Annotated in this window: 20 protein-coding genes and 1 tRNA gene; 10 read left to right on the forward strand and 11 right to left on the reverse strand. The window is 58.5% G+C overall.

What is annotated here, in order from left to right:
* Positions 1 to 78: 78 nt before the first annotated feature.
* Positions 79 to 1065: an alpha/beta hydrolase gene (locus PG871_RS13280; protein ID WP_270730038.1), complete on the forward strand. Its 987-nt coding sequence runs from the start codon at positions 79 to 81 to the stop codon at positions 1063 to 1065.
* Positions 1049 to 1825 (forward strand): squalene/phytoene synthase family protein, encoded by a 777-nt coding sequence (locus tag PG871_RS13285; protein ID WP_270730041.1) that lies wholly within the window; start codon positions 1049 to 1051, stop codon positions 1823 to 1825. Before PG871_RS13280 ends, PG871_RS13285 begins: the two co-directional genes overlap by 17 nt.
* 14 nt (positions 1826 to 1839) lie before the next feature.
* Here PG871_RS13285 and PG871_RS13290 read toward each other — a convergent pair whose 3' ends face one another.
* Positions 1840 to 3063: an MFS transporter gene (locus tag PG871_RS13290; RefSeq protein ID WP_270730043.1), complete on the reverse strand. Its 1224-nt coding sequence runs from the start codon at positions 3061 to 3063 to the stop codon at positions 1840 to 1842.
* 96 nt (positions 3064 to 3159) lie between these two features.
* Here PG871_RS13290 and PG871_RS13295 point away from each other — a divergent pair, with 96 nt between their 5' ends.
* From PG871_RS13295 to PG871_RS13310, 4 genes are all read left to right on the forward strand, one after another.
* Complete coding sequence (locus PG871_RS13295) at positions 3160 to 3798, forward strand: DNA-3-methyladenine glycosylase family protein (RefSeq protein ID WP_270730047.1); 639 nt, start codon at positions 3160 to 3162, stop codon at positions 3796 to 3798.
* A gap of 127 nt (positions 3799 to 3925) precedes the next feature.
* Complete coding sequence (locus tag PG871_RS13300) at positions 3926 to 4591, forward strand: alpha/beta hydrolase (protein ID WP_270730049.1); 666 nt, start codon at positions 3926 to 3928, stop codon at positions 4589 to 4591.
* 156 nt (positions 4592 to 4747) lie between these two features.
* Positions 4748 to 6373 (forward strand): hypothetical protein, encoded by a 1626-nt coding sequence (locus PG871_RS13305; protein ID WP_270730051.1) that lies wholly within the window; start codon positions 4748 to 4750, stop codon positions 6371 to 6373.
* Between the two features lie 243 nt (positions 6374 to 6616).
* The gene (locus PG871_RS13310; protein WP_270730052.1) at positions 6617 to 7201 is read left to right on the forward strand and encodes an HNH endonuclease; all 585 of its coding nucleotides are present in this window, start codon (positions 6617 to 6619) and stop codon (positions 7199 to 7201) included.
* Between the two features lie 32 nt (positions 7202 to 7233).
* Here the strand turns inward: PG871_RS13310 and PG871_RS13315 are convergent, their stop codons facing one another.
* On the reverse strand, positions 7234 to 8280 hold the full coding sequence (locus tag PG871_RS13315) for an ornithine cyclodeaminase (protein WP_270730054.1): 1047 nt from the start codon (positions 8278 to 8280) through the stop codon (positions 7234 to 7236).
* Between the two features lie 21 nt (positions 8281 to 8301).
* On the reverse strand, positions 8302 to 9225 hold the full coding sequence (gene rocF, locus PG871_RS13320; RefSeq protein WP_270730899.1) for an arginase: 924 nt from the start codon (positions 9223 to 9225) through the stop codon (positions 8302 to 8304).
* 120 nt (positions 9226 to 9345) lie between these two features.
* Here rocF and PG871_RS13325 point away from each other — a divergent pair, with 120 nt between their 5' ends.
* On the forward strand, positions 9346 to 9771 hold the full coding sequence (locus PG871_RS13325; protein WP_270730056.1) for an Lrp/AsnC family transcriptional regulator: 426 nt from the start codon (positions 9346 to 9348) through the stop codon (positions 9769 to 9771).
* Positions 9772 to 9796: 25 nt separating this feature from the next.
* On the opposite strand, the gene PG871_RS13330 is transcribed toward PG871_RS13325, so the two are convergent.
* Both PG871_RS13330 and PG871_RS13335 read right to left on the reverse strand, forming a co-directional pair.
* On the reverse strand, positions 9797 to 10276 hold the full coding sequence (locus tag PG871_RS13330; RefSeq protein WP_270730057.1) for a disulfide bond formation protein B: 480 nt from the start codon (positions 10274 to 10276) through the stop codon (positions 9797 to 9799).
* Positions 10273 to 10851, reverse strand: coding sequence for a YqaA family protein (locus PG871_RS13335; protein ID WP_270730059.1), 579 nt, complete (start codon positions 10849 to 10851; stop codon positions 10273 to 10275). The genes PG871_RS13330 and PG871_RS13335 overlap by 4 nt, the downstream gene beginning before the upstream one ends.
* Positions 10852 to 11016: 165 nt before the next feature.
* On the opposite strand from PG871_RS13335, the gene PG871_RS13340 reads away from it, so the two are divergent.
* Positions 11017 to 11102 (forward strand) — tRNA-Leu (locus PG871_RS13340).
* Between the two features lie 165 nt (positions 11103 to 11267).
* Here the strand turns inward: PG871_RS13340 and PG871_RS13345 are convergent.
* The 3 genes from PG871_RS13345 to PG871_RS13355 all read right to left on the reverse strand — a co-directional run bounded on the left by PG871_RS13345 (position 11268) and on the right by PG871_RS13355 (position 16004).
* On the reverse strand, positions 11268 to 12866 hold the full coding sequence (locus PG871_RS13345; RefSeq protein WP_270730060.1) for a hypothetical protein: 1599 nt from the start codon (positions 12864 to 12866) through the stop codon (positions 11268 to 11270).
* 102 nt (positions 12867 to 12968) lie between these two features.
* Positions 12969 to 13562: a nucleotidyltransferase family protein gene (locus PG871_RS13350; protein ID WP_270730062.1), complete on the reverse strand. Its 594-nt coding sequence runs from the start codon at positions 13560 to 13562 to the stop codon at positions 12969 to 12971.
* Between the two features lie 24 nt (positions 13563 to 13586).
* Positions 13587 to 16004 carry a GcvT family protein gene (locus tag PG871_RS13355; protein WP_270730063.1) on the reverse strand — a complete coding sequence of 806 codons (2418 nt, stop codon included), beginning with the start codon at positions 16002 to 16004 and terminating at the stop codon, positions 13587 to 13589.
* Between the two features lie 145 nt (positions 16005 to 16149).
* Between PG871_RS13355 and PG871_RS13360 the strand changes: the two genes are divergently transcribed.
* Complete coding sequence (locus PG871_RS13360; RefSeq protein ID WP_270730064.1) at positions 16150 to 18570, forward strand: GcvT family protein; 2421 nt, start codon at positions 16150 to 16152, stop codon at positions 18568 to 18570.
* Between the two features lie 69 nt (positions 18571 to 18639).
* On the opposite strand, the gene PG871_RS13365 is transcribed toward PG871_RS13360, so the two are convergent.
* Entirely contained in the window at positions 18640 to 19059 is a 420-nt protein-coding gene (locus PG871_RS13365) for a Fur family transcriptional regulator (RefSeq protein ID WP_270730066.1), read from the reverse strand.
* Positions 19060 to 19282: 223 nt separating this feature from the next.
* Between PG871_RS13365 and PG871_RS13370 the strand changes: the two genes are divergently transcribed.
* Positions 19283 to 20674, forward strand: coding sequence for a DEAD/DEAH box helicase (locus PG871_RS13370; protein WP_270730068.1), 1392 nt, complete (start codon positions 19283 to 19285; stop codon positions 20672 to 20674).
* Positions 20675 to 20687: 13 nt separating this feature from the next.
* On the opposite strand, the gene PG871_RS13375 is transcribed toward PG871_RS13370, so the two are convergent.
* Together PG871_RS13375 and PG871_RS13380 are read right to left on the reverse strand one after the other, a co-directional pair.
* Positions 20688 to 21530: a PhzF family phenazine biosynthesis protein gene (locus tag PG871_RS13375; protein ID WP_270730072.1), complete on the reverse strand. Its 843-nt coding sequence runs from the start codon at positions 21528 to 21530 to the stop codon at positions 20688 to 20690.
* Complete coding sequence (locus PG871_RS13380) at positions 21527 to 22234, reverse strand: endonuclease/exonuclease/phosphatase family protein (protein WP_270730074.1); 708 nt, start codon at positions 22232 to 22234, stop codon at positions 21527 to 21529. The genes PG871_RS13375 and PG871_RS13380 overlap by 4 nt, the downstream gene beginning before the upstream one ends.
* Positions 22235 to 22240: the final 6 nt, after the last annotated feature.

Raw genomic sequence — 22240 nt, forward strand, 5'->3', positions numbered from 1 at the left:
GAAACCTGGTGTGCTTAGCAGGGTAAAACCGGATATTTGCTGTGTGTTGTCCGACCTGTTTGAGGATTTGAGATTTAGATGAGACATTTACTGTGGGGCGTTGTTGTAACGCCGGTGATTTTCTTGTGCATTGCGATCGGATTGATCGCATCGCAGCGTCCGTTGGGTGATCTCGGCGCCGAAACTGGCGCAGGACTGGATTTTTCGGGCACTTTGGCGCGTGCTGCGGTGGCGCCTTTGGACATGGTGCAGACCAGTGCGCGGGACAAAGCCACGCTGACGTCCGGATTTGTCGCCGGACCGGAGGGTGCGCCGCTTTTGGTGATGGTGCACGGGTCGGGCTGGCATGGCGGGCAGTTTGACGGTCTGGCGCGGACCTTGGCAGCCAAGGCCGATGTTCTGACTGTGAACCTGAGAGGCCATTTTAACGGGCCTGCGCCGCGCGGCGATGTCGGCTATGTCGGGCAGATGGAAGATGATCTGGCGGACCTGATTGCGGCGCATAGCAAAGACGGGCAGGCGGTTGTGCTTGGCGGGCACAGTTCCGGTGGCGGACTAGTTGTGCGATTTGCCGGAGGGGATCATCGCGACTTGATTGATGGCGCTGTGTTGATGGCGCCGTTCCTAAAGCATGACGCGCCGGTTACGCGGCCAAATTCCGGCGGGTGGGCGCGGCCTATGACGCGGCGCATTGTCGGGCTGAGTATGCTCAATATGGTGGGTATTCGGGCGTTGGATCATCTGGTGATGATCGAATTCTCCATGCCCAAAGACGTGGTTGACGGGCCAACCGGACATCAGGCGACGCTGGCGTATAGCTGGCGGTTGAACCAATCTTTCGCGCCGCGTGCGGCCTATCTGGAGGATGTGGCCGCTTTGCCGGAGTTTGTGTTGATTGCCGGATCCAAAGACGAGAGTTTTGTGGCCGAAGGGTACGAGCCGTTGATGTCAGGCGTGACCGGTAAGGGCCACTATCATGTGGTGGAAGGCGTTGGGCATCTTGATATTGTGGATGCGCCACAAACGGCGGCAGTGATGGGGGCTTTTCTTGAGCAGTTCAGATGACCTGATGGCCTGCGCCGAGATCGTTCAAAAGGGCGATCCTGACCGGTTTGCCGCCGTTTTGGCCGCTAAACCTGCGGCGCGGGATGTACTGTTGCCGATCTATGCGTTCAATGTCGAGGTCGCGCGCGCGCCATGGGTGACACAAGAAAGCATGATTGCAGAGATGCGCCTGCAATGGTGGCGCGATGCATTGGAGGAAATCCGCGTCGGCGGTTTCGTGCGTCGCCACGATGTGGTGACGTCATTGGCGCTGGCGATTGACGGCGAGGCGGCTGAGGTTTTGGACCGACTTGTGGTGGCGCGTCGCTGGGACATCTATCGCGATCCGTTTGAAGATGCGGCGCATTTTGAAAGCTATCTGCAAGACACCGCTGGCGGCTTGATGCAAGTCGCGGCTCAGGCATTGGGCGCGTGTCCTGTCGAGGTGGCGCAGGATGTCGGGTACGCTTTGGGCTTGGCCAATTGGCTGCGGGCTATTCCCGCATTGGAAAAGGCCAAACGGGTGCCGCTGTTGGATGGACGGCCCGAGGCGGTTGCGGCCTTGGCCGAGGCTGGCCTGGCGCGTTTGAATCGTGCGCAGGCCCGACGGGGCGAGGTGTCAAAGCCCGCTGCGCAGGCGTTGTTGGCAGCTTGGCAGGCCAGCGCGATTTTGCGTCAGGCGGTGCGAATGCCAGAGCGCGTCAAGGACGGCACACTTGGGCAAAGCGAGTTTGCCAAGCGGGCCAGCCTGATTATGCGCAGGGTCGGTAAGGCTTACTAGGACGTCCGGTTTTCTCAGGCGTCTTTGGGGCGCATGACCAGCCAGATCAACGCTCCACCTGCCAGCATCAGGAAGGGCGCCATAGCGATGTTCACCGACGTCCATCCGGTCACCGCGTTGCCGCCCGAACAATTCATAAGACCGCCCGAGGCCAGTGAGGCGACAGTGACCCCGCCAAAGACAATCAGGTCGTTCATACCCTGCATGCGGCCACGCTCTTCGACGCTGTGAGCACCAGCCAGCATGGTGGTGGCGCCGATGAAACCAAAGTTCCAGCCCAGACCCAGCAGGATCAGCGCGACAAAGAAGTTCTCAAGTTCGACGCCCTGAAGCGCCACAACACCTGCGGCACCAAGGATCAGAATGCCTGCGCCGACGATCCTTTCCACACCAAACCGTGCGATCAGGTGGCCGGTGAAAAACGAGGGCGCAAACATGGCCAACACATGGGCGGTTACGACATTGGCGGCGTCATTCTGTTCAAATCCGCAGCCAACCACGGCGAGCGGTGTCGAGGTCATCACAAGATTCATCAAAGCATAGGCGACCATGGCGCAGATCACCGCCACCGCGATGCGCGGTGTGGTGATCAGTTCCCAGCGGGTGCGGCCCTTTGGGGCGTCCTCGGCCGGGGCTTCGGGTTTGGGAATGTCGATGAAGAAGAACAGCGCGGACCCAATCACGTTGATCGCGATGACCGTGAGGTAGGCGCCGAGAAACGGAACAACCATCGAATCCGAGGTGACTTTGACCAGTTGCGGGCCAATGATGGCCGAGAGCAGACCGCCGGCCATGACATACGAAATTGCTTTGGGGCGGAAGTCGTCAGAGGCCGTGTCTGAGGCGGCAAAGCGGTAGAACCCCTGCGCCGACATATACACGCCGGTGAGAAGTGAGCCGAAGAGAAACACCCCAAAGCTGTTCAGATAGAGACCATAGGCACCAATCGCCGCGCCAAGTGCGCCGCCGGTGGTGCCCACAAGGAAGCCGGCGCGGCGCCCATAGCGTTGCATGATTGCCGACAGCGGCGTGGCGGACAGCATCGAGCCCAAAACGATCAGCGAGATCGGCAGCGTGGCAAAACAGATGTTTGATGCCAGAGATTGCCCCGCAAGGCCACCAATCGTGAAGATCAGAGGCATTTGTGCGCCAAGAAACGCTTGGGCAAGCACAAGGATGACGACATTGCGCTTGGCGCGGGAATCGTCGGCGGGTTGGGGGGCGATGGTTTGGGTCATGGGCAAATCGTTAGCTTGTTCACCAAGAGACGTCCAGAGCTTGGCGCGGGCTAATTCGGTGGCTAATGTCCAGCGACAGGAAACACGAGGGAAGTCATGTCGGACGGTGTGGAACGGATCATCATGAGCGACGCCTGCGTCAGCGAAGGCGCGGCATGGCTGGCGGCGGCGGATCCTCGATTTGGCGCGGCCTTGCAAGAGACGGGAGATTTGCCGTTGCGATTGCGCCCAGACGGGTTTGCGCAATTGTTGAGCGCGATTGTCAGCCAGCAGGTCAGCGTGGCCTCGGCGCGCGCGATTTGGGCGCGGCTGGAAGATCTGGGGTTGGTGACGCCTGAGGCGGTGATGGCGGCAGGCGATGAGGGGCTGCGGGCAGGCGGGCTGTCGCGGCAGAAGATCAAATATGCGCAGGCTTTGGCGGCGGCAGACATCGACTTTGAGGTATTGCGGCAAACGCCAACGGATGAGGTGGTGAAGGCCTTGACGGCTGTCACCGGGATCGGGATCTGGACTGCAGAGATCTATGCGATGTTTTCGCTTGGACGGGCTGATGTGTTTGCGCCGGGGGATCTGGCGCTTCAGGAAGGTGCACGCATTCTGTTTGAGTTGCCGGAGCGCCCTAAGGAAAAAGCGCTGCGGCAGATGGCGGAGGCGTGGTCTCCGTGGCGGTCGGTGGCGGCGCGGATTTTATGGGCTTACTACCACGTGGAGAAAAACCGCGAAGGCATTGCCTGAACACCCCGAGGCGCATTGGGTATTTTGGCCAGAAAGAAGTACAAGACGTGTCGCGCCGTCGCGGCGTTCTTGCGATGGCGCGCGGGGCGTGACAGACAGGGGCAACTGAGATTAGGAGAGTGCGCAGATGACCCGTGTTTTGCAGACAAGCCGTAAGGAACCACAGTCGGGAGAGACCCGCTCAGCCGTAATTTTCCTGCATGGGTACGGCGCCAATGGCGCAGATTTGATGGGGCTGGCGGACCCGCTGGCGGAACATTTGCCGGACACGCTTTTTTTGGCCCCCGATGCGCCTGAGGAAATTCCGGGCATGCCGATGGGACGGCAGTGGTTTCCGATCCCGTGGATTGACGGATCAAGCGAAGAGGAATCCGCGCGCGGCATGATGGCGGCGGTGGATGATCTGAACGCGTTTTTGGATGCGGTGATGGTGGACGAAGATTTGCTGCCGGAACAAGTGGTGTTGTTTGGCTTTAGCCAAGGCACGATGATGAGCCTGCATGTTGCGCCGCGCCGTGAGGACGAGATTGCCGGAATCGTCGCGTTTTCCGGCCGGTTGTTGCAGCCGGAACTGCTGGAGGACGAGGTTGTGTCGCGCCCGTCGGTGTTGTTGGTGCATGGCGATCAGGACGACGTTGTACCGCCGCAATCCTTGCCGGAAGCCGCGGAAGCTTTGCAGAAAGCCGGATTTCAGGACGTTTATGCACACATCATGAAAGGCACCGCGCATGGGATCGCACCCGATGGGCTGTCGGTGGCTTTGGCATTCATGCGCGACAAGCTGGGACTGTGATCGCGGTTTGACGGATTTATGGGCGGGATTTGCCGCCCTGCGTGTTTGATTGGTCACCCTCGCCCTAAAGGCGGGGGTGTTTTGTTAATTTCCTTTGGCACGGCGGGTTTGCGGGTTAGACAGGTCCGGAGACATAGATTTGCATTGGACGACAAAATGATTTTGAAAGCCGTAGATGTTAATGGCACGGCCATTGCGCGCGTTGTCGCTGGCCTCATGTTGGTTGCTGGCGGCGCCGCCGCGCAGGAGGCGCCTTCGGTTCTGGAGGATCAACCGGTGCGCTTGCGTGCCTTTGAGACTGCAAATGTCTATCATGCGGGATCGATGGAGCTGACCATCGGCACCCATCAAGCGGGAAGCGGTCCGGGAACGGGGCTGCAGACCTATTATGGCAGCGGCAGCTATTCGGTCAGTGACCGCTTGAGCTTTGGTGTGGATTTTCAGAACTTCAACGATCCAGTGGCCGGTCCTATTGGCGGCAGCACGCCGTTAATTGACACGTCTATTCTGGCCTTTTCCGGCAAGTACCAGTTTTTCAACAACGAAAGGGTGTCTTTTGCCGCGCAAGCCTCGGTCGAGAGTTTTCTCAAACTGAACTCTCCGCTGTTTGGCGGTAACAACAGCAATGTGGTGATCGGGTCGATCAAAGCGCCTTTGTCGTTCAACGTCGGGCAGGGGCTTCAGCTTCATGTGACCCCCGCGGTTTCGGTGTTTCCGAGCTCGGTAGGGGGCACCAATTTTTACGGCACCGTGGCGAGCATTGGCGCCGGCGCAAGCTATAAGCCAAGTGAACGTTTGGGCCTGTTTGGCAGCATCAATGTGCCCGTGAGTGGCAGCAACACCATCGATTCAGCTGGCAATTACACGAAGGAGCCGGTTTGGACGGTAGGCGCCCGCTATAACGTGACGCCCAAAGCGGCGCTGGAGGGCTATATTACGAATGGTTTCGGTATGACGCCGGCAACCAGCATTCTGACGTTCTGGCCGGAAGGGGACGAGGTTTTGGCCGGTATGCGCCTGATCTATACACCCGGCGCCAAGCGCCCGGTGACCTATCGCGCCTCGGCGGCCCCGGCAACGGTCAGACAGGCGCAGCTACAACAGGACGGTTTGACACTTGGATCGGCGGATGTGCTTGATCCGGGTCACATGCGGGTCAGCGGCTGGTATGGCAGCGACAACAATGCTGGTGGCCTGATCGGATTTAGCCCGGATCGCGACGGTGAAATTCAGGTGATTTTTGAGCAGTATTCCGACAACCCGACGGCGCCGGCCAATCTGGTGCCGACAACGAAGGTGCGGTACATGATTGGCCCGAAGCTCCGGTTTATGGATCAGAACAACGGCAACGCCTTTTCTCTGGCGGCACGGGTGCTTTACGGGCGTCAGATCGAAAGCAACGCGCAGAAGCTGGGCGTGTTTTTCGCCGAGGCAATGGCGAGTTATAAAACGCCGGGCGGGCGGTTTGTGCTGACTGCCAATCCAAAGGTCGCAGCCTTTGGCAACACCGAAATTGGCGGGCTTGGCCTTGGCGTGAATTTCAGGGCAAGCGACGCGCTGGAATTGATCGGGGAAGTCACACCGGTTGCGCTGGACGGCAATACGGCCACCTGGGCCGCGGGGCTGCGCTACAACTTTGCCAACAGCGGCTTTTCCCTGGATGCGCGGGCAACAAATGCGATCGGACAGTACGGAGTGGGCACAATGGTGGCGCAGGACGACGTGCGCTATTCTTTGACCCTGTCCAAAGCGTTTGATTTGCGCGGGCTGAAATTCTACTGATGTGATCCGCAAAAAGATCGGAATGCAGGCTGTGGATAAGTTTCACAGCCTGTTTTTTTGGCGTCACAGGGATGTTACGAAAAACCTCTACTCGAATGGCATATCCGCATAGATTGTGAGGCTTGTCAGATAGCTGCCACGATATATAGTGGAAGAGAGCCGGGGCGGTGCGCCCGCCTTGGAAGCCGACAAGCTGGGCATTCTGGTCATTCCAGATGCTAACCGGGGCAGGAGACGTTACCGATGGATGGCGATTTCAGGACGGAGTTCACACGGCAGCCGACTGGGTTGAAGCAACACCCCGCGTTGGTTCTGAATGCGGATTACAGGCCGTTGTCATATTATCCGTTGTCGCTGTGGCCCTGGCAGGATGCGATAAAGGCGGCGTATATGGACCGCGTTGATATCGTTTCGGAATATGACCAAGTGGTGAGAAGCCCGTCGACGGTGATACGGATACCGTCGGTTGTCGTTCTGAAAGACTATGTAAAACCTCAAAAGCGCGTGGCCTTCACGCGCTTTAATTTATTTCTGAGGGATGAATTCTGTTGTCAGTATTGTGGCAGCCGCGGGGATTTGACGTTTGATCATGTGGTGCCACGCGCGGCGGGTGGTGTGACCAGCTGGCAGAATGTGGTGGCGGCGTGCAGCCCGTGCAATTTGCGCAAAGGCAGCAAGAGCCTGCGCCAGATCGGCATGTCGTTGCGCAAACCGCCAAGGCAACCTTGCGCGGAAGAGTTGCGCAATATGGGGAGGCGGTTTCCGCCCAACTTTCTGCACGAAAGCTGGATGGATTTTCTTTATTGGGACGCTGAATTGCAGGCGTGACACATGCGGAGCGCCCCTGACGGGCGCGCCAATTAGGCTTTGGCGCGCTGAAGCATGCCGAAGAGATCGCGGGGATCGTCAGGGTCGGCCAGCATGTCGAGGTCTTCGCTGAATGCGGTGTCGGCGACCTTGTCGCGGATGTAGCGCAGGGCCGAAAAATCCTCGATTGCAAAGCCAACGCTGTCAAACAAGGTAATCTGGCGCGCATCGGTACGGCCTTGGGCGGTGCCGGACAGGACTTCCCACATCTCGGTGACAGCAAAGTCCGGATCCATTTGTTGAATTTCGCCTTCGATCCGGGTCTGGGGCGGGAACTCTACAAAGACGGTGGAGCGTTCCAGAATACCTTTGGCAAGTTCGGTTTTACCCGGGCAGTCACCGCCGATGGCGTTGATGTGCACGCCCGCGCCAACCATGTTGTCGCTCAGGATCGTGGCACATTGTTTGTCGGCGGTGCAGGTGGTCAGGATCTGCGCGCCTTGGATGGCTTCTTCGGGAGAGCCGCAGACCACGACGTTCAGACCGCTGTTCGCAAGGTTTTGCGCGCATTTGCGGGTGGCTGCGGGATCGACGTCGTAAAGACGGACTGTCTTGAGGCCAACGATGGCCTTCATGGCCATTGTCTGAAATTCCGACTGTGCGCCGTTGCCGATCATCGCCATGGTGTCGGCGCCTTTGGGGGCGAGGTGTTTTGCCACCATTGCCGATGTTGCGGCTGTGCGCAGGGCGGTGAGCATGGTCATCTCGGTCAGCAGCACGGGATAGCCGGTGTAAACATCCGCAAGCAAGCCAAAGGCGGTGACGGTTTGCAGACCCTCAGAGGTATTTTTTGGATGGCCGTTGACGTATTTGAAGCCATAGGCCTCACCATCAGATGTGGGCATCAGTTCGATGACCCCTACGTCAGAGTGGCTGGCGACCCGCGGGGTTTTGTCAAACAGCTCCCAACGAAGGAAATCTTCTTCGACGTAGGCGGCAAGGTCGGTGAGAACCTGTTCGACGCCAATGTGGTGCACCAAGCGCATCATGTTGTCGACGGATACAAAGGGCACGAGGGCTTTGTGGGAAGGTTGGGTCATTGGGTGGCTCCTCTACTTTAATCAAAAACTGCGGGTTGGGCGGTCAAATACACGGCGACCGAGGGCTGAGGCGGCGAGATCCACCATCAAGTTGGCGGTGCGTCCACGTTCATCCAGAAAGGGGTTAAGTTCTACGAGGTCCATCGAAGACAAAAGACCGCTGTCGTGTAGCATTTCCATCACCAGATGCGCCTCGCGCACCGTGGCGCCGCCGGGGACGGTGGTACCAACGGCAGGGGCGACCGACGGGTCAAGGAAGTCGACATCAAGGGAGACATGCAGGAGGCCGTTTTGTGCGGCAACGTCCTTGAGGAAGGCCGCGAGAGGTCGGGCAATGCCGTTTTCGTCTATGTCGCGCATGTCGTGGGTGCGAATGTCGGTGGCCTGAATGGCGCGCCGTTCGGCGGCGTCCACCGAGCGCAGGCCAATCATGCAGATGTTTTCTTGTGGCACGGGGTTTTGAACGGGCGGGAAGCCGTCAAAGCCTTCAAGGCCAGAGAAATAGGCCACCGGCGTGCCGTGCAGGTTGCCGGAGTCGGTGGTCTGGGGCGTGTGAAAATCGGTGTGCGCGTCCAGCCAGAGCACAAACAGCGGTCGGTTTTGGCGCGCAGCGTAGTTGGCTACACCGCTGACGGTACCGGCTGCGAGGCTATGGTCGCCGCCCAAAAAGATCGGCAGACCTTCGGACATCGCATCCTCGGCGGCCTTGGTAAGAGATTCGGTCCAAGCGATGGTTTCGTTGAGCTTGTGAGGCATTGTGCCAGCGGGATCAGCTGCGTGCGTTGTCGGGGCTACATTGCCCAAATCGCGGACGTCATATCCCAGATCGGCAAGGCTTTCGCTCAGGCCGGCGGTGCGGTAGGCGTCAGGCCCCATCAGACAACCGCGACGTTGTTTGCCGCTGTCGACTGGCGCGCCAACCAAAAGGCAGCTGCGGTCGGTCATATCGATTTCCTGTGGTTTCTTCTTCTTAAGCAAAAATGTGCTCAAATTGGGTTGATTTTTACCCCTCAATTTGCTCAAAACGATAAGGTCTTAGGCAAAACGGATGTAGAATGTGCCGATATGGATGATTTTGATCGCAAGCTGATATCTGCTTTGCGCCATGATGCGCGCGCGTCGCTTTCCGATCTGGCGCTGGAGCTTGGAGTGTCGCGCACTACGGTGCGGGGACGGATTGAACGGCTGCGTCAGCGCGGCGATATTGTCGGATTTACGGTGGTCCTGCAGGAAGAAACCAAAACCGATCCGGTGCGTGGCCTGATGTTGCTGGGAATTGAAGGGCGTGGCACGGAACGGATCGTGCGGCAATTGAACGGGATCAAGGCGGTTCGGGCCATTCATTCCACCAATGGGCGCTGGGATTTGATCCTTGAGTTGGGCACAGACACATTGGACGACCTCGATGAGGTGTTGGGCCTCATCCGCCGATTGGATGGGGTGTCAACAAGTGAGACAAACCTGCTGCTGTCGACCAAGAAATCCGGGTAAGAACCCAGATATAACTCGTTGATATTTATGTGAAACGACGGGCCACGATGACCCAGAGAGCGCCGGCGGCCAGTGACATAAACATATTGTAATTGGCCATGGAGAGCCCGAACAGTTCCCACGGAATCTCATCGCAGCGAACCATTGGCGCGGTCATGATCTGGTTGAACAGATCTTCGGTTGAGCCATCAAGTGCTTGTCCTCCGGTACAGCTTGTCGGGCCTTCCCACCAGCTGCGTTCAACACCCGTGTGGTAGGCGGCGACGAGGCCGGATGTGGCCGCGCCCAATGCGCCGATGTAGAGCCAGATTTGCCCGCCGATAAGGAGGGCGATCATGCCTGCGCCGCCGGCTACCCAATGCGGATAGCGTTGGTAGTAGCAGAGTTTGCAAGGCGCCATGTTGCCAATGAATTCAAACCCCCAAGCGCCCAACACCATAAAGACTGAGAAGGCAGTCAGCAGGGCAACCCATTGTTTTTTAGTCAGGATATCAAGAAGTCTCATAGGGCACTCACAAGCAGAAAGCCGCCAAACAGCAGCACAACAAAAAGGGTGGCGACAAGGCCGAAGCGTTTTTCGATGAAAGCGCGTACCGGTTCGCCAAAGTGATACAGCAGCGCTGCCACCACGAAAAAGCGCAAGCCACGCGCCAGTATGGATGTGGCCATGAACGTGGCGATTGGCATGCCGGTCCAGCCGGACATAATGGTAATGACCTTGTAGGGGAACGGCGTCACGCCAGCGCCCAATACAGCCCAGAACCCGAAGTCGTTGAACTTTGTGCTAAAGGCTGCGGCGGCGTCGCCCTTGCCGAGAGCGGCCAAAATCGGTTGGCCGATCTGATCGTAGGCAAAAGCGCCGATGGCGTAGCCCAGCATGCCGCCAAGCACCGAGGACACCAGGGCAACACCGGCAATCAACCACGCCTTGCGCGGGGCGGCGAGAATCATCGGGATCATCAGGACGTCGGGGGGAATTGGAAAGAAGGAGCTTTCAACAAAGCTGACAATCGCCAGCGCCCACAGCGCGCGTGGGTGATCGGCAAGGCGCATTGTCCAGTCGTAAAGGCCGCGCAGCATCAAGTAAGTCCTTTGGTCGTCCCTAAAACGTGCCTAGGGGATATGCCGCCAAGTGCAAGCAAATAATATGTGATGTGCGGGGCTTGGCCGGCCGGCGAAAGGTCGTAGAAAAGTGGCTGTTTTGGGCTGGACGTCGCCACAAAGGTTGGGTACATCACCGAGACGGCCTCTCTGGTGGAATGGTAGACACGAGAGATTCAAAATCTCTTGCTCGCAAGGGCGTCCCGGTTCGAGTCCGGGGAGAGGCACCAACAATTCCAGACCTTTATGAGAAGTTCATGATCCATTTAGATCGTGTGTTCTTTGTCTAAATCGGTATGGGGTATCGTTCAGGTCGGACCTGTGTTGGTGAGGTGAGACTCGGGTCTGGCGTCTTCTTGCAGCCGAATTTTTCGGTTTTTCTTGCGACTCGATGCTCAGGTAAGTGCCGCTATCTTTTGTTCCAGATATTCCCGCGCGGGCACGCCAAGTTTGCGGGCCCGGTACGTGGCCATGCCGACCATGGGCACGCGGTGAAGGGCGGGATTGGCGCGGGTCATGATTGCGTCATAGAGCTCACCGCGTTTGCGGGCGATCCACGGCACCTGCATAGCGAGCTGAAAAATTCGGCGATTGTTGCCCGGCGCAATATATGTGTGGCTGGAGAAGCCGTAAAATGCACCTTGGGCAGGGGCGAGGGTGAGATCCAGATAGGTCAGGTCGTGCAGGTGTCGGGCCTCATCCATCGGAAAACTCTGGCGCCAGTCGTCAAAACGGCCGAGCTTTCGCGCAACGTCGGCCTCGTCACCCAGCGCGACGCGGGTGTTTGATAGTGCGTGCATCAGCTCATCTTGCGGCGTTAGGGCGTGGCGCGGCCAAACCCGGGCGGTGATGATTTCCAGAAAGTTGCCGCGCAACCAAATTTCGCCTTGTCGCAGCTGGCGCGCGTATCCCCGCTGCCACCATTGATCCCCCAAATGTGAAAGGCCTGACCCAAGCGCAAATCGCTGCCGGGTGCGCATTGCGGTGTTGCGGTTGGTGATGAAGGAGCCCTTGGGGCCGGCGTCCGCAATTTGACCAAGCATGGGCTGACCTAAGGTCTCCGCCAACGCTTCTGATACGCGCACATCCAGCGTGCCAATCCAATTTGTGGCGTAGCAATAAAGCTCCATTTCGGTGGTCGAAAGATCTGGGGCGCAGGCCAGCAACATGCGGCTGTCATGCCCGCCTGAGATTGCAAAATATCCCGGACCGATGGTGCAGAACGCCTGCATCATGGATTGCATCACAGTCACGATCTGATCGGCGGCCTCAGCCGGAGTGAGGTCAGGCATCTCGGGATCCGGCGCCCAAAACCGGCGTTCGACAAATGTATCAAGGTCGACTGAGCGGTTGGCCATCACGCGACGCAGGTGTCGGTCAATCGTGGAGCCAAACCCATAACCTCCGACCGGTATTTTGGGGTCAAACTCCGGCAAGAGCGCCCTGAGCCCCTTGTTGGACAATAGCTCGTCCGGCGGACGGCAGCCGCGATCCGGGTCGATATCACGCTCCAGACACAGGAGCGGTGTGGAGGCGACAATGCCGGTCTGGGGATCATAGACCGCGCCAAGAGACCCGGCGGGATCAGGGTAAATCCGGCGGGAACGGCCTTGGTCGCCGTCGGCGCAGGGCACGTCGGTCAGGACCAGAAATCGGCCAGCCAGCCAAGTAATCCAATCTTCCAATTTCTCTTCGAAGTCAGCATCTTGGATGGAAATGTTAAGGTCATGACTGTCCGCAAGGCGCGTGCCATCTTGATCCATGCCGTAACCAAGCAACACACCCAAGGACGTACCTTCTCGGTCGAGCAATTCGCAGACCGGCAAGGCCTCATGATGGTGCAGAATGCGGTCGGCAAACGGTCGGGTTAGAAATCCAGGCAGGTCACGCGGTGTTTTGCATAGAACAAATTGAAATCGAAACGTCAGCGAGACCCCGAGATCAAGCGCGGTGCAGTACTTATGTCCCAGCAATGTTGGCTGTGATGCGTGCATAATCCGGTTCGTTTTCTGCTCTTTCTGCCAACATGCCACAGGGCTTGTGGGGCGGAAAGCGGTTTCACGACCGTTTCACGTCTCTTTCGAGGCCATGAGGAACTACATGCGCGATTTGCGCCAGTTGTCCCAGTCATCCGGCGTGTCCAGATCGGTCACAGCGTGGCGGTCGGGCAATGGCACGGGCCGGAGTCTTGCGGTGTGTTTCGTTAGAATCGCGCGGGCGCCTTGGTCACCAGTTAGGGTCAAAAGGTCGGGAAAAAGGGCGCGTGGAAATATCACCGGATGGCCCGGCGTGCCATCGGCGGATGTGGCGCGCAGGATGGCATCGGCTGGCGAGGCGGCGCGAGCCGCGTGCATTTCCGCAAAGTCCTTGGCGGTGATTTCGGGCATGTCGGCGGGCAGGACCATGGCGGCGGTGATGTCGGCGGGCAGGGCGGCGATACCAGCGCGCAGCGAATGCGCCATGCCGAGGTGAGCGTCGTCGGCGGTGACGATCTGTGCGACGGTGCCGGAAATGGCGGTGTTGCGCTTGGGCCGATCGGGAGGCAGCACCACAAAAACCGGTGCGCCTGTTGTGGCCGCTCGATTGGTCAGCGTCTTCAAAAGCGGCGCGTTATCAACTGGTTCCAGCAATTTGTCTCGCGTATTCATACGCGCGGATCGGCCTGCGGCAAGAAGGAGGATGGCGAGCATTTTGCGTCCCTGAGAGTGTTGCGCTCACCCTCGCATTCTTGCGCCGTCGGCGTCAAACAGAGGTGTTGTCAGCACACGGGCTTTGCGCAGTTTACCGAGAATTTCGATCTCGACCTCAAGTCCATCCGCGACGCGATCCGACGGCAGAAACCCCTGTGCAATGGATTTCTGAGCGTGATGGGAATAGCCGCCCGACGTGCAAAATCCGACCACCGAACCATCAAGCCAGATCGGTTCATAGGCATTTACGTCGGCATCTTCAGCTTCGACCTCAAACGCGCAAAGGCGGCGGGTTGGGCCGGTGTCACGCTCCGCTTCGGCGGCGGCACGGCCAATAAAATCGGTGTTCTTTTTAAAGGAGATAAAGCGGTCCATGCCGGTTTCCGCAGCCGTGTAGTCGGGTGAAAACTCTGACAACCAACTTCCGAAAAACTTGTCGAGCCGCAGGCTCATCATCGCGCGCATTCCGAAGGGGCGCATGCCGTGCGGCTCACCCGCGGTCCAGAGCGTGTCCCAAAGGGCACGTTGCGCCATGGGATCGCAGTAGATCTCAAACCCTAAATCGCCAGTATAGCTGACGCGTTGCACCAGGCAGTCGACGAGACCGATGGTCAGTTGGCGCACATCCATGAATTTCATCTCGGACACGTCGTCGCGGGTGCAAGCGGTAAGCACGTCGCGCGCTTTGGGGCCGGCGATCTGGAAACCTGTTAGGCGGTCAGAGACATTTGCGACTTTGACGCCTTCGGCCTCGTTCTGTTCAAACCAACGCATGTGGTAGGCTTGCGAGCCGTAGGAGGCGGTCAATTGGAAAGCATGATCTGACAGGCAGGACACGGTGAAATCCCCGATTAGTCGGCCTTTGGGTGACAGCATAGGGGTGAGGCTTAGGCGGCCCTGTTTTGGAATGCGACCGGCCATGATGAGGTCGAGCCAGTCACGGGCGTTGGGACCAGTGACGATATATTTGCCGAAGTTATGGGTTTCGTTGATGCCGACGGCCTCGCGGACGACTTTGACCTCGCGCGCGGTGGCGTCAAAGGCGTTGGAACGGCGGAAGGACGGTGTTTCAAAGCGCGGCTCATCACTTTGGGCAAAGTAGTTGGCGACTTCCAATCCAAACTGCTGTCCCCAGACAGCGCCCATCTTGTCGAAAGTGTCATACATCGGAGTCTGGCGGAAAGGCCGTGCGGCGGGCAGTTCCTCGTTTGGATAGGATACAGAGAAGCGTTTCTGATAGTTTTCAATGACTTTCGGGCGAGTGTAGCCGGGTGTGATCCAGTCACCAAAGCGGGCGCAATCCATGGCGAAGGTGTCACGTTCACATTCGCCCTCGATCATCCATTGCGCCAACATCAGGCCAACGCCGCCACCTTGCGAGAAGCCGGCCATCACGGCGCAAGCGGACCAATAGTTGCGCATGCCGGGCACTGGGCCAACGAGCGGGTTGCCATCCGGCGCAAAAGTGAACGGGCCGTGGATCACGGATTTGATGCCTGCGGTTTCCAGATCAGGGAACCGTTTGTAAGCAAAATCAATGCTGTCTTCGATCTTGTCAAAGTCATCCGGCAGCAACTCATGGCCGAAATCCCAAAGGGTTCCGTCGACAGCCCACGGGCGGCAGGGTTGTTCATAAAAGCCGATGCAGAGGCCTTTGCCCTCTTGGCGCAGATAGCTTTCGCCAGCCGGATCCATGACGTGCGGATGCTCGATGCCGTCTTTCATCATATCGACAATCAGCGGTACGTCTTCGGTCACCAGATATTGGTGTTCCATCGGGTGCAGCGGGAAATAAACACCGGCCATCGCGCCGACCTCTCGGGCCCAAAGGCCGCCCGCGTTGACGACGTGTTCAGTGTGGATGGTGCCTTTGTCCGTCACGACGTCCCAAGTGCCATCGGCGCGCTGGTTGGTTTCGATGACCTTGGTGTGGGTCTCAATCGTGGCGCCGCCCATGCGCGCGGCCTTGGCATAGGCGTGGGTCGTGCCCGACGGATCAAGGTGACCATCAAGCGGATCGTAAAGCGCGCCAAGAATGCCGTCAGTGTTGGTCACCGGTGCGATTTTCTTGATGTCTTCGGGGGTTACGATTTCGGTCTCAAGTCCCATGAAACGGTGCTTGGCGCGTTCTGCGACAAGCATGTCGAAGCGGTCTTGATTGTCCGCGAGCGTCACGCCACCGACGTGATGCAGGCCGCACGACATGCCGGTGATCTCTTCCAGCTCTTTATAAAGCCTGATGGTGTAGCCCTGCAGCGCGGCCATATTGGTGTCGCCGTTCAGCGTGTGAAAGCCACCTGCGGCGTGCCATGTGGAGCCTGAGGTCAGCTCGGAGCGCTCCAGCAGCATCACGTCAGACCAGCCGAGTTTGGTGAGGTGATAAAGCACGGAGCAGCCGACGACGCCGCCTCCGATCACGACAACACGGGTGGTGGTTTTCATATGGAGCCTCCGAGGTTTGTTAAATCTATGAAACGGGCGGGTGGATTTTGGGGCAAGTGAAAATACGACAGGATGCGTCGCAAAGGGGCAATTGAGCGGTCGCGGGGCGCGTCAGGCTTGGGGAGCAGATGTCAGGGAGAGCAAAATGCGGGACAGAGCGCAGGCAGTGGTGATTGGCGGGGGCGTGATCGGCTGTTCGATCCTGTATCACTTGACCAAGCTGGGATGGTCAGACGTCGTTTTGCTGGAGCGGGATGAGTTGACGTCGGGCTCCACGTGGCACGCTGCGGCGAATATTCACGGCTTGCATGACAGCACCAATATTAGCCGCATTCAGCACTATACGATGACCCTCTACAATGAATTGGAGGCGGAAACCGGCCAAAGCTGCGGGGTGTTTCAGCCGGGCTCATTGTATCTGGCGCAGACCGAGGAGCGTGAACATCAGCTGCGGCTGCAAGAGGCGAAGGCCAAGCTTTACGGCATGAATTTTTATGAGATCAGCATCGAAGAGGCGCAGGAGCTGCATCCACTGGTGGATTTTGAGGGCGTGCGGTGTGTGATGTATGAACCCGATGGCGGCAACGTCGATCCATCCGGTGTGACAAATGCCTATGCGGTGGGCGCGCGGCAAAGGGGTGCAGAAATTCACCGCTTTACGCCTGTAACGGCGACCGAGGCACAAGACGACGGCACATGGATTGTGCGCACGCCCAAGGGCGACATTCACACCAATTGGGTGGTCAACGCGGCCGGTTTGTGGGGGCGCGAAGTGGCGGCGATGGCGGGGTTGAACCTGCCCCTGCAACCTACAGAACACCAGTATTTTGTGACCGAAACCATCACCGAAATCGATGCGATGGAACGGCGACTGCCGTCGGTGGCGGACCGGGATGGCGAATACTATCTGCGCCAAGAGGGGCAAGGCCTGTTGGTGGGCGCATATGAGCGCGACATGCGGTTTTGGGCCGAAGAAGGCACGCCGCTGGATTTTGGACATGAACTGTTTGCCGACGATCTGGAGCGTATCGAAGACAATATGATGCGCGCGATCGACCGTGTGCCTGTCGTGGGTGAGGCAGGAATCAAGCGTGTGATCAACGGGCCAATGATCTGGTCACCTGACAGCAACGTTTTGTTTGGGCCTGTGCCGGAATTGGATGGTTATTTCTGCTGTAACGGCATCATTCCGGGCTTTTCGCAATCCGGCGGCATGGGGCTGGCGGCAGCGCAATGGATGATCGAAGGCGAAACTGAATACGATCTGTTTGGCTGGGATGTGGCGCGGTTTGACAGTTGGGCGGACAAGGCGTTCACCAAGGCGCGGGTGCAGGATCAGTATGCGCACCGTTTCGCGATCCATTTTCCAAATGAAGAGCGCGCCGCGGGACGGCCTGCGCGCAAACGTCCCGCATATGATACGCAACGGGATTTGGGGGCGGTGTTTGGCCTGAACGCGGGCTGGGAGCATCCTCTTTGGTTTGCGGATGCACCGAATGCGCAGGACACAAACGGATTCACGCGGCAGAACTGGTGGGGGCCAGTGGGCGAAGAATGCAGGATGCTGCGCGATCGGGCTGGCATCATCGACATCTCCAACTTTGCCAAATACGAATGCAAAGGCGCCGGCGCAGAGGACTGGCTAAATGCGATTTTTGCCAATGTCATGCCGCGAGAAGTAGGCCGGTCCTGCCTGACGCCATTGATCGGCAAACGCGGTGGGATCGCGGGCGATTTTACTGTGACGCGCACAGGTGACGACTCATTCTGGATCATTGGATCTGGGATGGCAGAGCGCTATCACAAGCGTTTCTTCAAGCAGGTGCCTTTGCCAGCCGGCACGGCGTTTGAAAGCCTGACCGAAGCAGTTTGCGGGTTCAATGTGGCAGGACCAGAGTCGCGCGCGTTGTTGCAGCGTTTGACCAACACGTCGCTTGAAACCAAGGACTTCCCGTTTATGCGTTCAAAACGCATCGACCTCGCCGGCATCAATGTGCTTGCACTGCGAGTGTCATTTACCGGTGATCTCGGGTGGGAATTGCACTGTGCCGAGGCCGATCAAGCCGCGCTTTATGCCGCCTTGCTAGAGGCAGGTAAGGCAATCGGAGCAGGTCCGGTTGGCAGCCGAGCATTGATGAGCCTGCGGGTGGAAAAAGGTTACGGCAGCTGGAGCCGCGAATACAGTCCGGAATACTGGCCACAAGAGGTCGGTCTGGACCGGCTTTGCAAGATGCAAAAAGATTTCCTCAACAAATCCGCTGTGGCGTCTGTGCTGCAAAATGCGCCTCGTGAAGAGCTCGTGCTCCTGCATCTGGAGGAAGGTGACGTGAGCGCATCAAATGCTGACGCCACCGGTGGTGAGCCGATCTTCAAAGACGGCAAAGGAATCGGACGCGTGACCTCGGGCGCCTATGGCTACTCGGTCGGGATGTCGCTGGCGCTTGGCTATGTCAAAGGCGCAGGTGCTGGCGATCAGGTTGAGGTCATGGTGCTCGGCAAGCCTCACAAAGCCACTATTCTCCACGCGCCACCGTTTGATCCCAAAGGAGACCGCCTGCGGGCCTGACACCACGGCTTCCTCTTGCCTGAAGTATCCTGGGGTGGTGACAGCTTGCTGTCGCAGGGGCAACGCCCCTCACTTTTTCAACGGCACGCCATAAAGCTCAAGTTTGTGGCCTTTGAGCGCATAGCCGAGTTTGGCCGCAATTTTTTCCTGAAGCGCTTCGATGTCGGGGTCGACAAATTCAATGACCTGACCGGAATTGATGTCGATCAGGTGATCGTGATGTTCGCGCTCCGCATCCTCGTAGCGTGCGCGGCCATCGCCAAATTCCAACTTGTCTAGGATGCCGGCCTCTTCAAATAGCTTCACCGTGCGATAGACCGTGGCCAGCGAAATGCCGCTGTCGCGTGCCGAGGCGCGGGCATAAAGCTCCTCGACATCGGGGTGATCCTTGCTTTCCTGAAGCACTGCCGCAATTGTGCGGCGCTGTTCTGTCATGCGCAGGCCCTTGGCTTCGCAACGTGAAATTATGGTGTCGGTGTTGGCGCGCATGGAACGGTCCGGTCTTTGATGTTTCTTCGTGTGTAGCCAATGCCGGTGCGCGATTCCACCGGTTTTGACGTAAGGCGCAGGCGATAGGTCACTTGACAGCCGCTGTCAAAGCGCTCATTGCGGCGCGATCAGGTCGCCACATGCGGCCTCAACAGGCATTGGTGACGCGATTGACGCAAGAGGCGCCAAAGTTACAAGTGCCACCAATACGCCGGAGATACCCTTGGCTGATTTCAAATCGCTTGGCCTGCCCAAGCAAGTGGTTACGCGTCTGGAAAAGATGGACCTGACCACACCGACACCTATTCAGGAAGGCGCCATTCCCGTAGCGCTGGAAGGCCGTGATGTGATGGGGCTGGCACAGACCGGCACCGGCAAAACGCTCGCTTTTGGTCTGCCGCTGATTGCGCAGATGCTCAGCTATGACGAACGCCCCGCACGCCGCACTGTGCGCGGTCTGGTTCTGGCGCCGACCCGTGAACTTGCCGGTCAAATCGCTGCCAGCTTGCGCGCGCAGGTCGAGGGGACGCAGTTCAAGGTTGGTCTTGTGGTCGGTGGTGTTGGCATCAACCCCCAGATCGCACGGCTGGACAAAGGCACGGATATTTTGGTGGCAACACCGGGTCGTTTGATCGATCTGATGGAACGCAAGGCCATGGATCTGGGCAGCACAGACTTCCTTGTGCTTGATGAAGCTGACCAAATGCTGGATCTGGGCTTTATCCATGCGCTGCGCAAGATCGCGCAGTGGTTGCCGGAAAAACGCCAGACCATGCTGTTTTCCGCGACCATGCCAAAACAGATGTCCGAGATTGCCAACACCTATTTGGACGATCCGATCAAAGTACAGGTCAATCCACCGGGCAAGGCCGCCGACAAGATTGAGCAGTCGATCCACTTTATCGCCAAGTCCGAGAAGACCGCGTTGTTGATCGAATTGTTGGGCAAACACCGCGACGAGGCCGCGATTGTATTCGGACGCACCAAACACGGTTCCGAGCGGTTGATGAAAGCGCTTGTGCGGGCCGGATTTGAGGCCACCAGCGTGCATGGCAACAAGAGCCAAGGACAGCGTGAACGCGCCATTAAAGCCTTCCGAAGCGGTGAGATCAAAGTACTGGTGGCCACAGATGTGGCTGCACGTGGTTTGGATATTCCGCAAGTGCGTCACGTCTATAACTTCGACCTTCCCAATGTGCCGGAAAACTATGTGCACCGGATCGGCCGCACTGCGCGTGCCGGTATGGACGGGGCAGCGATTGCGTTTTGCTCACCCGATGAAGTGGACGAATTGAAGGCCATCCAGAAGGTGATGAAGATCGACATTCCCGTGGCCTCTGGTCGGCCTTGGGAAGGTGTCGAAGCCAAACCCGGCGTGAAGCCTTCTGGCGGTCGGCGTCGCGGTCCCCCTCGTGGCAAAGGCGGCGGTGGTTCTGGTGGCGGTGCCGGTGGCAACAATTCCGGCGGTGGACATCGTGGCGGTGGAAAGCCAGGTGGCAAACCGGGCGGACGTCCGGGTGGTAAGCCTGGTGGTGGTCGTCCTGGTGGCGGCAATTCCGGCGGCGGAAAACCTGGCGGAAATCGTCGCGGCGGTCGTCGCGGCCCTGCAAAATAGCACCTAAGTCACGTCAGTAGACCAAAGTTCCTTGCATCGTGCAGACGGCGTGACCTGAGATGGTCACTGCCGGTCCGTTGGTCGTGGCCTTTATGTGGCTAGGCCGCCCCATGTCTTCGCCTTGCAGGATGTCGAGGGTTAGGTCTGCGCCCTCAATCTGGGCAAGGAGTGCTGCCAGTGTCGCGCAGGCGCTGCCGGTAGCGGGATCTTCTGGGATGTTGTCGAGCGGCGCAAACATGCGCGCGTCGATGTGGTTTCCTTGTCGTACATAGGCGAACTGAGCGAAATCCAGACCAGACGGGTAGGCGGCGTTGCCTTGGCGAAAGGCAGCGATGTCGGTTTCAAGTGCCGCAAGTGTTTCACGGCTGTCGATTTCCGTCACGGTAAAGGCAAGCCCGAGCGAGGCCATGATCGGGGGATGGTTGGCCGTTCGGATATGCGTGGGCGCGATACCCAGCGCTTTGGCAACAAGAGCCGGATCAGGCTTGGCGAGGATTTGTAACGAGGCGGACGTGGTGAAAGACGCGGCGCCGTTGGCGGCATGGACGCTGAGTGGGCCAACGCCGAGTTCAAACGTCATGTCTGGACCATGGCCGGCATTTTCAAGCGCGACCGCCGTTCCAATCACGGGATGTCCTGCGAAAGGAACCTCCATCGTCGGCGTGAAAATCCGGACGCGCGCGGTGTTTGAGGCATCGTTGGGCGGGTAGACAAACGTCGTCTCGGAAAAGTTGAACTCGCGCGCGATGCTTTGGAGATCCGTTTCAAGCAAAAGAGTTGCATCGGGAATGACAGCTAACTGATTGCCACCAAAAGGTTTAATTGTGAAAACATCATAGACAGAATAGGCAGTCATTGTGTGGTCTCCGGAGTTGGGGTGCGTCTGCTGAGGTCCATCCAGATCGGCAGATGGTCCGATGCAACGGGGGCTGGAATGCGTTTGAGCACGCCATGTTTGTCGGCTTTCAAATCGGTGGTTAGGGCAAAACCGTCGAGCGCCGCGATAGGGCGCGGTGACGGGAAACTGTGCCCTGTGTTCACAAAATCAAAAGCGGGTGTTACGGCGTCCAGCGCATGTTTGGGACCCCATTCATTGAAGTCGCCGGCGATGATCGTGGGCATGTCCGGCAATCGGGCGAGCGTGTGGGCGATTGTGTTGAGTTGCATCAATCGGTATCGGCGGATCAGGCCGAGGTGAACGCCGACCACACGCAGGGCGCCAAGAGGGGTCATGAGGTCCGCACGGATGGCACCTCGTGGCTCAAGGCCGGGCAGGGTGAGCTTGTCGGTTTCCATCACGTCGATGCGGTCGCCTACCAGCATGGCGTTGCCATGCCAGCCCAGTGAACCCGCGGGTTGGCCAAAGTCGACCGCGGAAAACCCTTTGGTTTCAACAAGGTCAAAAGGCAAGGCCGCCGGACGCGGCGGAATGCGTTTGTCAGCTTCTTGCAAAACGACCACATCTGCACGCAAGGCGCGAATGACCACCATCGAGCGCGCAGGATGGCGCCGCATATCAACGCCAACACATTTTTGCAGATTGTAGCTGGCGACGCGCATGAGCTG

Source organism: Shimia sp. Alg240-R146, from assembly GCF_947331465.1.
GTDB lineage: Bacteria > Pseudomonadota > Alphaproteobacteria > Rhodobacterales > Rhodobacteraceae > Shimia.

What these genes read in the sequence shown, in the direction of transcription:
- PG871_RS13280 (WP_270730038.1), top strand. Translation starts at nt 79, where the DNA reads ATGAGACATTTACTGTGGGGCGTTGTTGTAACGCCGGTGATTTTCTTG.
- PG871_RS13310 (WP_270730052.1), top strand. Translation starts at nt 6,617, where the DNA reads ATGGATGGCGATTTCAGGACGGAGTTCACACGGCAGCCGACTGGGTTG.
- PG871_RS13305 (WP_270730051.1), top strand. Translation starts at nt 4,748, where the DNA reads ATGATTTTGAAAGCCGTAGATGTTAATGGCACGGCCATTGCGCGCGTT.
- PG871_RS13365 (WP_270730066.1), bottom strand. Translation starts at nt 19,059, where the DNA reads ATGCGCGCCAACACCGACACCATAATTTCACGTTGCGAAGCCAAGGGC.
- PG871_RS13380 (WP_270730074.1), bottom strand. Translation starts at nt 22,234, where the DNA reads ATGCGCGTCGCCAGCTACAATCTGCAAAAATGTGTTGGCGTTGATATG.
- PG871_RS13345 (WP_270730060.1), bottom strand. Translation starts at nt 12,866, where the DNA reads ATGCACGCATCACAGCCAACATTGCTGGGACATAAGTACTGCACCGCG.
- PG871_RS13315 (WP_270730054.1), bottom strand. Translation starts at nt 8,280, where the DNA reads ATGACCCAACCTTCCCACAAAGCCCTCGTGCCCTTTGTATCCGTCGAC.
- PG871_RS13360 (WP_270730064.1), top strand. Translation starts at nt 16,150, where the DNA reads ATGCGGGACAGAGCGCAGGCAGTGGTGATTGGCGGGGGCGTGATCGGC.
- PG871_RS13290 (WP_270730043.1), bottom strand. Translation starts at nt 3,063, where the DNA reads ATGACCCAAACCATCGCCCCCCAACCCGCCGACGATTCCCGCGCCAAG.
- PG871_RS13325 (WP_270730056.1), top strand. Translation starts at nt 9,346, where the DNA reads ATGGATGATTTTGATCGCAAGCTGATATCTGCTTTGCGCCATGATGCG.
- PG871_RS13330 (WP_270730057.1), bottom strand. Translation starts at nt 10,276, where the DNA reads ATGAGACTTCTTGATATCCTGACTAAAAAACAATGGGTTGCCCTGCTG.
- PG871_RS13295 (WP_270730047.1), top strand. Translation starts at nt 3,160, where the DNA reads ATGTCGGACGGTGTGGAACGGATCATCATGAGCGACGCCTGCGTCAGC.
- rocF (WP_270730899.1), bottom strand. Translation starts at nt 9,225, where the DNA reads ATGACCGACCGCAGCTGCCTTTTGGTTGGCGCGCCAGTCGACAGCGGC.
- PG871_RS13300 (WP_270730049.1), top strand. Translation starts at nt 3,926, where the DNA reads ATGACCCGTGTTTTGCAGACAAGCCGTAAGGAACCACAGTCGGGAGAG.
- PG871_RS13350 (WP_270730062.1), bottom strand. Translation starts at nt 13,562, where the DNA reads ATGCTCGCCATCCTCCTTCTTGCCGCAGGCCGATCCGCGCGTATGAAT.
- PG871_RS13335 (WP_270730059.1), bottom strand. Translation starts at nt 10,851, where the DNA reads ATGCTGCGCGGCCTTTACGACTGGACAATGCGCCTTGCCGATCACCCA.
- PG871_RS13375 (WP_270730072.1), bottom strand. Translation starts at nt 21,530, where the DNA reads ATGACTGCCTATTCTGTCTATGATGTTTTCACAATTAAACCTTTTGGT.
- PG871_RS13355 (WP_270730063.1), bottom strand. Translation starts at nt 16,004, where the DNA reads ATGAAAACCACCACCCGTGTTGTCGTGATCGGAGGCGGCGTCGTCGGC.